Source organism: Cryobacterium sp. TMT1-66-1 (genome assembly GCF_004403435.1).
Classification (GTDB): Bacteria; Actinomycetota; Actinomycetes; order Actinomycetales; family Microbacteriaceae; genus Cryobacterium; species Cryobacterium flavum.
The window spans coordinates 1-13,060 of the sequence record NZ_SOGP01000002.1 but is presented as its reverse complement, the minus strand read 5'-3'; the positions used below and the strand labels follow the sequence as shown (position 1 = coordinate 13,060).

Below are 13,060 nucleotides of genomic sequence, written 5' to 3'. Positions count from 1 at the left end.
AAGAATTCCTTACGATGTGCGGGTGAATGGGTGAAGGGTCCCGGAAAAGTCACGACCCATGAGACAGACTGAACCGTGCGCATAACGATCATCGCTGCCCTGCTGGTGGCCAGCGCTACCCTCACCGCGTTCGGCGTGCTCACGTTCGACCTGTTCGACCCCGACCGCGACGAGGTGCAGCTCGTGCTGGTCACGAGCGCGCTCTGGCTGCTCTTCGGCCTGGCCTGGTGGCTGTTGCGCCGTGTCCGGGGCAAAGCGGTCGTTGCGCTGATCCTCGCCGGTTCCGCTCTGATCGGCGGCGCAGCCATGGTCGGCCCACCCAACACGAGCACCGACTCGGCCCGTTACGCCTGGGACGGCATCGTACAAACCAACGGCATCAGCCCCTACGCTTTCACGCCAGCGGATGCCCGCCTCGATTCCCTGAGACCAGATTGGCTCTTCCCCGCACCCCAGACCAACGCCGTCGGCACAGAAGTCTGCGTCGGTGAACGCATCGTGCGCGCCCGCACGACCGATGGCGACCTGCTGTGCTCGGCCCTGAACCGTACGGCCGTACCCACGATCTATCCGCCGGCCAGCGAGATTTTTTTCGCCGGTGTGCGCTTTCTCACCGGACCAGGGCCGGAATATTGGCCGCTGCAGCTCGCCGGGTTGCTGCTGAGCCTCGGAACGACCGTCCTGCTCCTCGACGGCATGCGCCGCCGCGGCCTGAACGAGAGAAACGCGGCCCTTTGGGCCTGGTGTCCGCTCGTGGCGACCGAAGCCATCACCAACTCGCACGTGGACATGCTCGGCGTCATTTTCGTGGTCGCGGCCGTGTTCCTGGTCTCGAGCAAAAAAGTCTGGCGCGGCGGCATCATGCTCGGAATCGCAATCGGCACCAAACTCATTCCCGTGCTGGCGGCACCGGCGCTGCTGAAAAGGGGCGGGTGGCGCATGGTGGCGGCATCTGTTCTGAGTTTCGCTCTGCTGTACGTGCCCTATGTGCTCGCCACCGGAATCGGGGTGCTCGGCTACCTGCCCGGCTACCTCACCGAAGAGGGCTACCAGGACGGCTCGCGGTTCGCGCTGGTGTCTCTGGTCGCGCCGGGGGCATCCGCTGTGATCGTGGCGGGCATTATTCTGGCGATCGTGGCCGTTCTCGTCATCATCAAAACCGACCAGACCCAGCCCTGGGTCGGTCAGCTCGTGATGATCGGCGCGACCCTGCTCGTGCTCAGCCCCCGCTACCCCTGGTATGCGCTGCTGCTGCTGCCGTTCGTGGCGCTCAGCGGCCGCTGGGAATGGCTGCTCGTGCCGATGGCGCTCACCCTGCGGTTGCTCCTGCCGAACCCGCAGCTCACCCAGGTGTCGATCGCGGTCGCGGTGATCGTGATCGTGGCCGTCTCGCTGCGCCGCGCCGGCCCCGGTGCGCTCAAGCAGATGCTGTCGCCCCGCCTGACCGCCCGTCGCGCGTAACGCAGTCAACGTGTTAACACAGAGTTCATGCGCCTGATGGCTGCGAAGCGGATGCCGGCCACCTCGCCTCCTTAACGTGAGCAGATGCACGCCTCTCGGCGTGCTTCGATCCACGAAAGAGTGCCGCATGCGCAAGATTGTGATCATCGCGGCGGCTGCCGCCCTCAGCACGGTCCTGGTCGGCGGTGCCGTGGTGGCCGCGCAGGGGGAGCCGGCGCCCGCCGCGCAGACACCCCGCGCGACACAACTCGCCGAGTTCGACCTGCAATCCCATCGTGGCGGCCGCGGCGAACATTCCGAAGAGAGCCTCGCCGCCTTTGCCGCCTCGCTGGAGCTGGGCGTCAGCACCCTCGAACTCGACACCCATCTCACCCGCGACGACGCCGTCGTGGTCTGGCACGACGATGTGCTCACCGCGACCAAGTGCCGGGACACGGATGCCGCCTTCCGCGGCGACCCGCAATTTCCCTACGCCGGCAGCCGGGTGCGCGAGCTGACCCTGGAACAGATCCAGACGCTGGATTGCGGCTACCAGCAGCTTCCGGGCTATCCGGAGCAGCAGAATGTGCCGGGAAACACCATTGCCGAACTCGCCGACGTGTTCGCGCTCGTCGACGTTCACCAGGCCGACACCGTGCAGCTCAACATCGAGACGAAGATCGAGACCCCCGGCCCGGCGGGCGCAGACGAAATGAAGGCGCTCACCCGCGCCGTCGTCGCATCGATCGAAGCGTCGGGCCGCGCCGATCGTGTGACGGTGCAGAGTTTCGACTGGGCGTCCCTCAACCTCGTGCGTGAAATCGCCCCTAAGCTGCGACTCGTCGCCCTCGCCCAGGACGAGGACTGGCTCGGAGTCGGCCGGCCCGGCGCGAGCGTGCACCTGGGCGGCATCGACATTGACGACTACGACGGGTCCGTCGCCCGGGCCGCTGCCGCGCAGGGGTATGACGCGCTCTCGCCGATCTTCGAGACGGTCACGCCCGAGCTCGTCGCCGCGGCGCACGCCGCCGGACTGCCCGTGATCCCGTGGACGGTCAGCGAGACCGCGCTCATGCACACCCTCATCGACCTGGGGGTCGACGGCATCATCACCGACTATCCGACCCGGCTGCGCGCCGTGCTCACCGAGCGCGGCCTTGCCCTGCCGACCGCCTACCCAAAGCTGTGAGCAGGATCGCTCGCGCGCAAAGAGTTTCGCCGCGATCGTACGGTGCGCTTTGTGAAAAGCGGCTCGCCCGCCTATTATCGGGCGCTCGCCACGAGTCGCTACCTGGCAAGCCGATGCCGCCCCGGCAGACGCAAAAGCGGGCCCGCCAACCGGCGAGCCCGCTCTCCTGCACCCGGAGTTACAGGTACGCGCTCACGTTCTCGTCGAACGAGGTCGCGATCGCCGTGCTCGCAACGGCGAAGGCCTCGGCCGGGGCGGCCTGCTGCAGCATGATCTTCTCGAGCGCGGTGGTGAGCTCCTTGTCGCCGTTCGGCACGAAGACGCGGCCCCAGTCCTGCGAGCGAGTCGTCTCGAGCTGGTCGACGGCGGTACGAAACTGCGGGAACTCGGCGTAGACCTTGGTCATGGTCTCGCCATCGCGGGCCGAGGTGCGCACCGGCATGTAGCCCGTGTTCGAGGAGAAGTACGCGGTGTTCTCGGAGTTCGTCAGAAACTTCAGGAACATGCCGGCGGCCAGCTGCTGTTCCGGCGTGCGGTCGGAGGCGATCGCGACGCCGGTTCCGCCGGTCGGGCAGGCCTGCCCTTTCGGGCCTTCCGGCAGAAAACCGGTACCGACGTCAAACGTTGCGGCCTTCAGAATGCCGGTCAGCGAGCCGGTCGAGCCCATGATGCAGCCGGTCAGGCCAGCACCGAAGTCGGCGACCTGGTCGACCGCGGCCACGGTAGCGATCTTGCGGTCGTAGATCAGGGACTGCAGGTAGTCCGCCGCTGCGATCGCTTCGGGAGTATCGAGAGTCATCGTCCACTCGTCGGAGTAGGCGCCGCCCTGGCCCCACAGCATGTTGCAGAACCACCAGGCCGCCCAGGATGCGCCCTTGCCGAGTCCGAGCGGCATCACGCCGCCGTCGGCCGCAATCTTCGGTGCCCACTCATCAAATTCGGCCCAGGTCTTCGGTGCCCGGTCGGGCAGGCCGGCCTTCGCCCAGACTGCCTTGTTGTAGTAGAACAGCGGGGTGGAGCGGGCGTAGGGGATAGCCCAGTGGTTGCCGGTGAAGGTGTAGTCGTCGTACAGCGTCGTGTTGAAGTCGGCGGTGTCGAACTCGAGGTGCTTGGCGAGGTCGTCCAGCGGCAGAATCTGGCCGTTGATCATGTACCGGAACCACCACACGTCGCTCGCCAGCACGAGGTCGGGCACGCTGTTGGTGCCCGATGCCGCCTGGAACTTCTGCGCGATCTCGTCATAGTTGGCGCCGGCCGTGACCAGGTTCACCGTGATCTCGGGGTTCTCGGCCTGGAAGCGCTTGATGATCTCTTCCTCGATCAGCTTCGAGGTTCCCGGGTGGTTGCTCCACCAGGTGATCTCCTTGGCCGGAATGACTCCTGTCCAGTCCGTGACCGGTGCGTCAGCGGCGCCGGCACCCGCTCCGAGCGAGGGCCCGCTGCACGCGGCGAGGGTGGCGGTGGCACCGAATACCGCGGCGAGCTTCAGAATCTGCCGGCGGTTGATGGTGAACGTGGGTGTCGCGGTCATAGAACTCTCCTTGTAGGGGGTGGGCACAAGCGAAAAAGAGGGGGGTGGCATCCGCTTCAATAAAACGGATGCCCGCAGATCAGCCGGTCACGCCACCGGCGGTCAGTCCGGCGATGATGCGTTTCTGCAGCGCAAAGAACGCGATCAGCACGGGCACGGTGACCAGCACGGTGCCGGCCATCAGCACGCCCCAGTTGGTGACGCCGTCATTGTTCTGCAGCAGGGTCAGGCCCACCGGCAGCGTCATCATGTCGGAGCGGTCGACGACGAGCAGCGGCCAGAGGTATTCGTTCCACTCGGAGACGATCGAGACCAGGGCGACCGCGGCGATGGTCGGCGCGCTGATCGGCACGATGAACCGCCAGAGGCGCATCCAGTGGCTCGCACCGTCGAGAGCTGCGGCTTCGAGAATACTGATCGGCAGGGTCAGAAAATGCTGACGAAACAGAAAGGTGCCAAACGCGCTGGCCAACCCCGGAACGATGATGCCCTGGTAGGTGTTGATCCAGCCGAGCGAGGCTACGAGGGTGAAGTTCGGGATCATAACGATCTGCTGCGGAACCAGCAGGGCGAAGATGACCAGCCCGAAGACGAATTTCTTGAACGGAAACTCCAGAAAGACGACCGCGTAGGCGGTGGTCAGGCCGAGCAGCATCTTGAGGCCGGCGCCGATCACGGTGGTGATGGTGCTGTTGAGAAAGAAATTTCCAAACGGCACGGCGGCCAGGGCGGCCGCATAGTTCGAGAGGTCATAGGCTTCAGGCAGCCACTGAATCGGCACGGTGTAGATCTCGTCGCGTTCCTTGAACCCGGCCAGAAACATCCAGACCAGCGGCAGGATCATGATCGCGATGGCCAGCACGAGGCCGAGGTAGCCGCCGAGCTGCAGCGGCTTGCGGCGACGCGGTGCGGCCGCGGTCGTTGAAAGGCTAGGCGTGGCCATTAGTAGTGCACTCGTTTCTCGACGTACTTCATTTGAATCAGCGTGACCACGAGCAGCACGGCGAACAGAATCGTCGCTACGGCGGAGGAATACCCCGCCCGACCGGCCTGAAAGCCCTCCTGGTAAATCTGGTACATCATCGTGGTGGTGCCCTCGAGCGGTCCGCCCTTGGTCATCGCCTGAATGATGTCGAACGACTGCAGAGAGCTCAGCAGGGTGGTGATCGACAGAAAGAAGGTCGTCGGGCCGAGCAGCGGCAGCACGATGTTGCGAAACGCGCGCACCGGCGAGGCACCGTCGAGCGAGGCAGCCTCGAGCAGGTCGCGCGGCACCGACTGCAACGCCGCCAGGTAGATGAGGGCTACGTAGCCGACGTTCTTCCAGAGGTAGACGATGATGACCATGACCAGCGCCCAGTGCGGATCGTTGTACCAGGGCGGTGAGGCCACGCCGATCGCGTCGAGCAGCGCCGCGGTGATACCGAAGTTCGGGTCGAACACGAACAGCCAGAGCAGGCCCACCGCCACCCCGGAGAGCACATACGGTGCGACCACAATGGTGCGGGCCGCGCCGCGACCGTGCAGCTTGCGATTCAGAAGCACAGCGAACAACAGCCCGATCACCATGCCGCCGCCGACGGTCGCGATCGTGAAGATCAGGGTGACCGTGACGACGCGAACGGTGCCGGGATCGTTGAACCAGGTCACATAGTTACCGAGGCCCACCGGAATCGCCGATGCCGAGCCGAGGTTCCACTGCAGTGTGGAGTAGTAGAGCGACTGCAGCAGCGGCTTGTAGGTGAAGACGATGAGCAGCGCCACGTTCGGCCCAGCGAACAGCAGAAACAACAGCCACGACTTCCACGGCTTCTTCTTTTTTCGCGGGGTGAATATACGAGGCGGCACGGGCGACACAACGCCGGTCGGAACCGATTCCGCCACCGCTGAATCGGTACTGCGGTGCAGGTCCTCGATGGTGGGCATACGCGGAAATCTCCCTGAAAAATACCGTCGGCCAAGCAGCAGACTCTGTCAGGTTAGGGAGCGCCCGTGGCGCTGATCGGTCAATTTGTCTGTTTAAGCCCACTCTTCGCGAGGCGTTCGCCTGCACCGCGTCGAAACTTCAGCGGGTGTTCACCTGAGCGGCTCTCGACGTCACCCGGCGCCGTTACGGTGTGCAGATGCCCCCTCTTGTCATCGGTCACCGCGGAGCCAGCGGCTACCGCCCCGAACACACTAGTTCCGCCTACGACCTCGCGTTCGAGCTCGGAGCCGACGCCGTCGAGCCCGACATTGTCGCCACCCGCGACGGCATATTGGTGCTGCGCCACGAGAACGACATCTCCGCCACAACGGATGTCGCCTCCCGCACCGAATTCGCCGGCCGCCGCACGACCAAGGAATTCGCCGACCACACCCTCACCGGCTGGTTCACCGAGGACTTCACCTGGGCCGAACTCGCTACGCTGCGCGCCCGGGAACGCCTCGCCCACCTGCGGCCGACGAGCGCCGTGCACGACGACCAGTATCCGATCCTTCGGCTGAGCGACCTGTTTCACCTCATCGACGAGGCCTCGAACACCTATCGGCGCACCCTCGGCATGGTCGCGGAAATCAAGAACGCCGCCTATTTCGAGTCGATCGGCCTGCCGCTCGACGAATTGTTCGCCGCCGAGGTGCGCGCGGCCGGCTGGAGCAACGACGACGAGCGCCTCATCATCGAGAGCTTCGAACCGACCGTGCTCGAGCAGCTCGCTGCCCGGGGCATCAGCGCTCAAAGCGTGTTTCTCATCGCCCCGACCGGACAGCCGCTCGACAAAATCATCGAGCTCGGCGCCGCAGCCCCGTACTACTCGGACTATCTCACCGACAGCGGCCTCGCCGCTCTCAGCGTTGACGGTATCAGCGTTGACAAATCCCTGATCATCCAGGCGGATGCCGCCGGCGAGTTGGTCGTCTCGTCTCTCGTCGCGGACGCCCACGCGGCCGGGTTGGACATTCTCTGCTGGACGCTGCGCCCCGAGAACGCCTTCCTCACTGAGCCGCATCGCCGCGGTGAACAGGCCGCCGATTTCGGCCACTGGCGCGGCGAGTTCGCAGCGGTCATGGGCAGCGGCATCGACGGGGTCTTCGTCGACCACCCCGACCTCGCCGTGACCGTGCGCGACGACCTGCGCAGCCGGGCGGCGGCATCCGTTTGACGCGCCGCGCGGATGCCGCCGCCTAATCCTGCCGTGGCACGCGTTTGAGAAGTTGGCACTGGTTTGAACACGTGCCAACTTCTCCAAGACGTGCCACGAGCCCGCCGCGCGCACGTCACGTGCGAGACACCGCCCGGGCACGCAAAAATCGAGGCCCGCCGTGTGGCGAGCCCCGATTCGTGCTGTGACGCTGACTCTCTTGTGAAGAGCTACTTGGTGGCGGCGGTGATCGTCGCGATACCAACGAGCAGCTGGTCAGCGACGGCGTCGGTCTTGAACGTGTCGTTCAGCAGGCCGGCGGCGACGGAGGAGATGTGCACCGTGGTGCCGGTCAGGATGGCGTTGTCGCCGTCCATCTTGAGGGGCTCCAGGGTTCCGCCGTAGAGGTTGAAGAGCAGGGCCTGGGTCGCGGCGGATGCGCCGTTGACCGAGACGTCACCGAAGAGCTCCGAGGTGCCCGGGTCGATGGTGAAGTTGGTCAGCTCGACGACGGTGTCGCCGGCGGTCAGCGAGAAGCCGGAACCCTCGTGCTGAATGGAGCCCTGAACGAACGGGCGGTAGCTTGCGGCCGGGTCGTAGTAGTCCACGTTGCCGCCGGTGATCGGGAAGTGCAGGCTGCCGTTTTCGAGGGTGGCCGTTCCGACGGTTCCGGCGGTGAGGCCGAGGCTCGTCAGGGCAGCGGCGAAGTTGGCGTCGAGTAGCACCGCGGTGTCAACACCGGAGAGGCTGGGGATCGAGGCGAGCGGCGTCGGGGTGGCTTCGGCCGAGCTGGACGAGCTGGCGGCGGGCGCCGGGGTGGTCGTGGTGCCGGTCGTCGAGCAGCCGGCGAGGCCGGCGATGAGAATTCCAGCAGATGCGAAACCGATGGTGGCCTTGGTGAATGTACGCATGGGATAAATCCTTTTCTGTAGTTCGAGCAGGTGGTGTTGGGGTCTGCATGGTGTTCGGTTCCACCCCCGAAATGGTTTGGAATTACCCCAATCCGTTACCGTTCTGTTACTCAATTCAGCAAACGTTCAGACAAGCGCGCGCGCTAATAGCGCCGCGATCCCAGTCGCAGAAAGGGATCGCGGGGTTGCCGCCCTGCGAATGCCCGCCCCGCCCGCATTCTGCGCGTGGCACGTATTGGGGAAGTTGGCACTGGTTTGAACACGTGCCAACTTCTCAAACACATGCCGCGACGCCCAGTGGCCGACGCTTCTCTGTGGCGGCGCTCGCCGGAAGCACGCCCGGCGGTCTAGAAGTGGCGGAAGCGATCCGGCGCGAGATCCCAGGGGTCTTTGCCGAGGAGTTCGGCGACGCCGCGAAACACGCAGGTCTCGATCATCATGCGCTGGTGCATCTCGTCGTTCTCGTGCAGGCGCGACAGCCGCTGAATCGGCAGGCGGTAGAACACCACGCGATTCGTCTCCGGCGTGACCATCCAGCGCTCCACCCCGACACCGGGGATGACCGAGGGCGGTCCGGCGGCCACCTCAAAAACCGACTTGCCCAATTCTTCGGGCCAGACGCCGCGCAAATACTCGATCGTCGAGGCGATCGTCATGTCGAACAGGTCGATGCGGGTGCGCAGCGGCGGCAGAAAGGGGCCGGTCGCCGAACTGCGGATGCCGCGGCCGTGCCGGTCACGCCCACGGCCGCGCACGGTCGGTTCGGGCGAAGCGGATCGACGGGATCGGGACATGCTGCCATCCTACGGCGGCCCTGTAGCGGCTACCCTTATAAGCAATGACATTCCGCCCGTGTTCTCGCGTTGCCTGCCTCGAACCCTCGGTGGCCACGCTCACCTTTGACTACGGGGAGTCCCTGGCTGTGCTCGGCCCGCTGTCCGGTCGCAAGGAACCGCACAGTTTTGACCTGTGCTCGCGTCACGCCGAGCGCACGAGCGCTCCCCAGGGCTGGCAGCTCATGAGGCATCGCTTCGTGGCCGACGACCCCGACTCTCCCCGCTAGCATCGGTGGCAGGACCCGGCCTCCGACCAACGCGCTGACGCGGCCCGGGGGGAACGCTGCTGAACCGTTCGGACCAGGCTAGGCGGCGATGGCTTTGACGAGACCGGCCAGTGCCGGTGCCAGCCGAGCGGATGCCAGCGCCCGCTTGAGCGCCGCATAGTGCGACGTGCCGAGCCGTTCGGACCGGGCTAGCCGGCGATCGCGTCGACGAGACCGGCCAGTTCCGGCGCCAGCCGAGCGGATGCCAGCGCCCGCTCGAGTGCCGCATCGTGCACCGGGCGGGCCCGATCGTGCAGGGCGTGCCCGGCCACGGTGAGTTCGGTGTAGATGCCGCGCCGGTCGTCGGCGCAGAGAACGCGGGTGAGCAGCATCCGCTCTTCGAGGCGGTTGACCAGGCGGGTGGTCGCGCTGCTCGACAGGGCGGTCGCGCCGGCGAGTTGCTGCATGCGCATGTGCCAGCCGTGTTGGCGGCCGAGCGCGTCGAGCACGGTGTATTCCACGACCGACAGTTCGACCGCGCCCTGGAGCGCTCGCTCGAGTTCCGTGTCAATGGCCGCGTGCAGGGATGCCAGGGTGCGCCAGCCCTGGGCGCGCACCTCGACGGCGTCGTCTGCAATACCCATGGATCCTCCGGTGTTCACGATGGTTGCTTGCGCGGATAGCTAGCGTGTGCAAGTATTTATAGCGCGCCTGCAACAAGTGTTGGCTACAACTACCAGCGCGTGCAAGTATCAGCGTAGGTGGTCAATCTGTGTCCCGCCAGAGTTGGCGCTCATCCGTCTCGTTCAAGGAGTTTCGCCATGCCCATCAGCCTGATCGCCCTCGCCCTCGGTGGCTTCGGAATCGGCCTCACCGAATTCGTCATCATGGGCCTGCTGCCCGAAGTTGCCGCCGACTTCGCGGTGACCCCGGCCGTGGCGGGCTGGCTCATCTCCGGCTACGCGCTCAGCGTGGTCGTCGGCGCGCTCGGCCTCACCGCCGCGGTCAATCGGTTCTCCCGCAAACGCGTACTCGTGGCGCTCATGGTGCTCTTCATCGTCGGCAACCTGCTCTCGGCCATCGCCCCCACCTACGGAATCATGCTCAGCGGCCGCATCATCGCCGCCCTCTGCCACGGTGCCTTCTTCGGAATCGGCGCCGTCGTCGCGGCCAGCCTCGTTCCCGAGAACAAGAAGGCCGCCGCGATCGCGATCATGTTCACCGGGCTCACCGCCGCCAATGTGCTCGGCGTGCCGTTCGGTACCCTGCTCGGCCAGGCCTTCGGCTGGCGCTCCACCTTCTGGGCGATCACCGCGATCGGCGTCGTCGCCCTGCTTAGCCTGGTCTTTCTGCTGCCGGCCATGGCGCCGCCACGCGCCGGCACCGCGAGCCTGCGCCAGGAGCTGCGCGCCTTCCGGTCGCCGCAGGTGTGGCTGTCGATCGCGGTCACCGTGCTCGGCTTCGGCGGTATGTTCGGAGCCTTCACCTATATCGCGTTCACCCTCACCGAGGTGACCGGCTTCGCGGCGAGCATGGTGCCGTGGCTGCTCGTGGTGTTCGGCGTCGGACTCTTCGCTGGCAACGCGCTCGGCGGCAAACTCGCCGACCGCAACCTCGACGCGAGCCTGCTCGCCTTCCTCGGCGCCCTGACCCTCGTGCTCGTGTTCTTTGCGCTCACCGCTGCCAACCCGATCGCGACCGTGGTCTCGCTCATTTTGATGGGCGGATTCGGCTTCGGCGTCGTTCCCGGCCTACAAATGCGGGTGATGCGCTACGCAAACGGCGCCACCACGCTGGCTTCCGGCGCCAACATCGCGGCGTTCAACCTCGGTAACGCGCTCGGTGCCGGAGCGGGCGGCAGCCTCATCGCCTCCGGCCTCGGCTACACGGCGCCGATCTGGGCCGGAGCGGCCGCCGCGCTCGTGGCGTTCCTCGTGATGGCGCTGGCCGCAGCGGGCGCGCGGCGCCGGGCCGCGGCATCCGCTCTGCCAACGGACCGCGGCCAGCACGAGGAAAGCCGCAGCGAAGTGGCAGCGCGAGCGTAGCGGCCAGCGCGAGCGATTACGCGCACAACGAGCGTAAGAATGTCGAGTTCATTCAGGCTGAAATGGCAAGATAGTGCCATGACTGTCGCCGCACCCACCGTGCCCTCCACCTTCACCTACAAAATTGCCGATCTGTCGCTCGCGGAGGCTGGGCGCCACCAGCTGCGCCTGGCCGAGAACGAGATGCCCGGCCTCATGGCCCTCCGCACCGAATTCGGTGAGACCAAGCCGCTTCTTGGCGCCCGCATCGCCGGATCCCTGCACATGACCGTGCAAACCGCCGTGCTGATCGAGACCCTCGTGACCCTCGGCGCCCAGGTGCGCTGGGCCAGCTGCAACATTTTCTCCACGCAAGACGATGCCGCCGCCGCGATCGCGGTTGGCCCCACCGGCACAACGGATGCCCCCGCCGGCGTTCCCGTGTTCGCCTGGAAGGGCGAAACCCTCGAGGACTACTGGTGGTGCACCGCGCAGATCTTCGACTGGAGTGCCGAGGCGGCTAGCGCCGGAGCCAGCTGGACCGGCCCGAACATGATCCTCGACGACGGTGGCGATGCCACCATGCTCGTGCACAAGGGCCGCGAATTCGAGTTGGCAGGTGCCGTACCAGCGGATGCTGCCGGTGACAGCCACGAATACGGCGTCATTCTCGCCGCCCTCCGTAAGTCCCTGGCGGAGTCGAGCGACCGCTGGACCCTGGTCGCCGCCGACCTCATGGGCGTCACTGAAGAAACGACCACCGGTGTGCACCGCCTCTACGAGCTCGCCGCGAGCAAGGAACTGCTCTTTCCGGCCATCAACGTGAACGACTCGGTCACCAAGAGCAAGTTCGACAACAAATACGGCATTCGTCACTCACTGCCCGACGGCCTCAACCGCGCCACCGACGTGCTGATCGGCGGCAAGGTCGTCTTCGTCGCCGGATATGGTGATGTCGGCAAGGGCGCCGCCGAAGCTCTGCGCGGCCAGGGCGCCCGCGTAATCGTGAGCGAGATCGATCCGATCAATGCGCTGCAGGCCGCGATGGACGGTTTTCAGGTGGCTCGCCTCGAGTCCGTTGTCGAGCAGGTCGACATCTTCGTCAGTGGCACCGGAAACTTCAACGTCATCGGCGTCGACCACATGCTGCGCATGAAGCACCTCGCCATCGTCGCCAACGTTGGACACTTCGACAACGAGATCGACATGGCCACGCTCGAGTCGCTGCCGGGTGCCGTCAAGGTGCAGATCAAGCCGCAGGTCGACGAATGGCGCCTCCCGAGCGGACGCAGTGTGCTCATTCTGTCGGAGGGGCGCCTGATGAACCTTGGCAACGCCACCGGCCACCCCTCGTTTGTGATGAGTAACTCCTTCACCAACCAGGTGCTCGCGCAGATCGAGCTCTACGTCTCGCCGGAGAAGTACCCGGTGGGCGTGTACGTGCTGCCCAAGCTGCTGGACGAGAAGGTGGCACGCCTGCACCTCGACGCCCTCGGCGTGGAGCTGACCGTGCTGACTCCCGAGCAGTCCGCCTATATCGGCGTTCCCGCCGAGGGCCCCTACAAGGTGGACCACTACCGCTACTAGCCCCTGCCCGTATTGCGGACGGGGCCCGGGCCCCGTCCCTGGGCCCAGTTTATAAACTGGGCCCGTGTTCATAGGGTGGGCCCGGTAGGTGCGACACGCCCGGGTGGGGTGCGTTTTGACGGGTGGGTGTGGTGGCCGTAATGTATCTATACGTACCCCAAAGGTGCGAAAAGCCGCAGTGCTTTTCGGCCTCATGTGGGACCAGATCGTAGCC

Annotated in this window: 12 protein-coding genes; 6 read left to right on the top strand and 6 right to left on the bottom strand. The window is 65.8% G+C overall.

Annotated features, from left to right (window positions below; all coding sequences use genetic code 11):
- Window positions 1–75: 75 nt before the first annotated feature.
- Both E3T29_RS00935 and E3T29_RS00930 read left to right on the top strand, forming a co-directional pair.
- A complete protein-coding gene (locus E3T29_RS00935; protein ID WP_241987568.1) occupies window positions 76–1,461 on the top strand; it encodes a glycosyltransferase family 87 protein in 1,386 nt (461 codons plus the stop codon).
- 127 nt (window positions 1,462–1,588) lie between these two features.
- Window positions 1,589–2,629: a glycerophosphodiester phosphodiesterase family protein gene (locus E3T29_RS00930; RefSeq protein WP_092342002.1), complete on the top strand. Its 1,041-nt coding sequence runs from the start codon at window positions 1,589–1,591 to the stop codon at window positions 2,627–2,629.
- A 178-nt stretch (window positions 2,630–2,807) separates the two neighbouring features.
- On the opposite strand, the gene E3T29_RS00925 is transcribed toward E3T29_RS00930, so the two are convergent.
- The 3 genes from E3T29_RS00925 to E3T29_RS00915 form a co-directional block, all read right to left on the bottom strand.
- Window positions 2,808–4,160 (bottom strand): ABC transporter substrate-binding protein, encoded by a 1,353-nt coding sequence (locus E3T29_RS00925; protein ID WP_092342000.1) that lies wholly within the window; start codon window positions 4,158–4,160, stop codon window positions 2,808–2,810.
- A gap of 79 nt (window positions 4,161–4,239) precedes the next feature.
- A complete protein-coding gene (locus tag E3T29_RS00920) occupies window positions 4,240–5,103 on the bottom strand; it encodes a carbohydrate ABC transporter permease (protein WP_134343704.1) in 864 nt (287 codons plus the stop codon).
- Window positions 5,103–6,086: a carbohydrate ABC transporter permease gene (locus E3T29_RS00915; protein WP_134343703.1), complete on the bottom strand. Its 984-nt coding sequence runs from the start codon at window positions 6,084–6,086 to the stop codon at window positions 5,103–5,105. The genes E3T29_RS00920 and E3T29_RS00915 overlap by 1 nt, the downstream gene beginning before the upstream one ends.
- A gap of 197 nt (window positions 6,087–6,283) precedes the next feature.
- Here E3T29_RS00915 and E3T29_RS00910 point away from each other — a divergent pair, with 197 nt between their 5' ends.
- Window positions 6,284–7,303 (top strand): glycerophosphodiester phosphodiesterase family protein, encoded by a 1,020-nt coding sequence (locus tag E3T29_RS00910; protein ID WP_134343702.1) that lies wholly within the window; start codon window positions 6,284–6,286, stop codon window positions 7,301–7,303.
- 209 nt (window positions 7,304–7,512) lie between these two features.
- Here the strand turns inward: E3T29_RS00910 and E3T29_RS00905 are convergent, their stop codons facing one another.
- Together E3T29_RS00905 and E3T29_RS00900 are read right to left on the bottom strand one after the other, a co-directional pair.
- A complete protein-coding gene (locus E3T29_RS00905) occupies window positions 7,513–8,193 on the bottom strand; it encodes a hypothetical protein (RefSeq protein WP_134343701.1) in 681 nt (226 codons plus the stop codon).
- Window positions 8,194–8,540: 347 nt separating this feature from the next.
- Window positions 8,541–8,987 carry a metallopeptidase family protein gene (locus tag E3T29_RS00900; protein ID WP_092341995.1) on the bottom strand — a complete coding sequence of 149 codons (447 nt, stop codon included), beginning with the start codon at window positions 8,985–8,987 and terminating at the stop codon, window positions 8,541–8,543.
- Between the two features lie 44 nt (window positions 8,988–9,031).
- Between E3T29_RS00900 and E3T29_RS00895 the strand changes: the two genes are divergently transcribed.
- Window positions 9,032–9,256 carry a DUF3499 family protein gene (locus tag E3T29_RS00895; protein WP_134343700.1) on the top strand — a complete coding sequence of 75 codons (225 nt, stop codon included), beginning with the start codon at window positions 9,032–9,034 and terminating at the stop codon, window positions 9,254–9,256.
- Window positions 9,257–9,444: 188 nt separating this feature from the next.
- Here the strand turns inward: E3T29_RS00895 and E3T29_RS00890 are convergent, their stop codons facing one another.
- On the bottom strand, window positions 9,445–9,879 hold the full coding sequence (locus E3T29_RS00890) for a MarR family winged helix-turn-helix transcriptional regulator (protein ID WP_134343699.1): 435 nt from the start codon (window positions 9,877–9,879) through the stop codon (window positions 9,445–9,447).
- A gap of 177 nt (window positions 9,880–10,056) precedes the next feature.
- Here E3T29_RS00890 and E3T29_RS00885 point away from each other — a divergent pair, with 177 nt between their 5' ends.
- Both E3T29_RS00885 and ahcY read left to right on the top strand, forming a co-directional pair.
- Window positions 10,057–11,280, top strand: a complete 1,224-nt coding sequence (locus tag E3T29_RS00885; RefSeq protein WP_134343698.1) for an MFS transporter — start codon at window positions 10,057–10,059, stop codon at window positions 11,278–11,280.
- 78 nt (window positions 11,281–11,358) lie between these two features.
- Window positions 11,359–12,846, top strand: coding sequence for an adenosylhomocysteinase (gene ahcY, locus E3T29_RS00880; protein WP_134343697.1), 1,488 nt, complete (start codon window positions 11,359–11,361; stop codon window positions 12,844–12,846).
- The last annotated feature ends 214 nt before the right edge of the window (window positions 12,847–13,060 follow it).

Excerpts from the sequence above, each read along its gene's own strand:
- E3T29_RS00930 (WP_092342002.1), top strand. The coding sequence starts at position 1,589 with ATGCGCAAGATTGTGATCATCGCGGCGGCTGCCGCCCTCAGCACGGTC.
- E3T29_RS00925 (WP_092342000.1), bottom strand. The coding sequence starts at position 4,160 with ATGACCGCGACACCCACGTTCACCATCAACCGCCGGCAGATTCTGAAG.
- E3T29_RS00920 (WP_134343704.1), bottom strand. The coding sequence starts at position 5,103 with ATGGCCACGCCTAGCCTTTCAACGACCGCGGCCGCACCGCGTCGCCGC.
- E3T29_RS00915 (WP_134343703.1), bottom strand. The coding sequence starts at position 6,086 with ATGCCCACCATCGAGGACCTGCACCGCAGTACCGATTCAGCGGTGGCG.
- E3T29_RS00910 (WP_134343702.1), top strand. The coding sequence starts at position 6,284 with ATGCCCCCTCTTGTCATCGGTCACCGCGGAGCCAGCGGCTACCGCCCC.
- E3T29_RS00905 (WP_134343701.1), bottom strand. The coding sequence starts at position 8,193 with ATGCGTACATTCACCAAGGCCACCATCGGTTTCGCATCTGCTGGAATT.
- E3T29_RS00900 (WP_092341995.1), bottom strand. The coding sequence starts at position 8,987 with ATGTCCCGATCCCGTCGATCCGCTTCGCCCGAACCGACCGTGCGCGGC.
- E3T29_RS00895 (WP_134343700.1), top strand. The coding sequence starts at position 9,032 with ATGACATTCCGCCCGTGTTCTCGCGTTGCCTGCCTCGAACCCTCGGTG.
- E3T29_RS00890 (WP_134343699.1), bottom strand. The coding sequence starts at position 9,879 with ATGGGTATTGCAGACGACGCCGTCGAGGTGCGCGCCCAGGGCTGGCGC.
- E3T29_RS00885 (WP_134343698.1), top strand. The coding sequence starts at position 10,057 with ATGCCCATCAGCCTGATCGCCCTCGCCCTCGGTGGCTTCGGAATCGGC.
- ahcY (WP_134343697.1), top strand. The coding sequence starts at position 11,359 with ATGACTGTCGCCGCACCCACCGTGCCCTCCACCTTCACCTACAAAATT.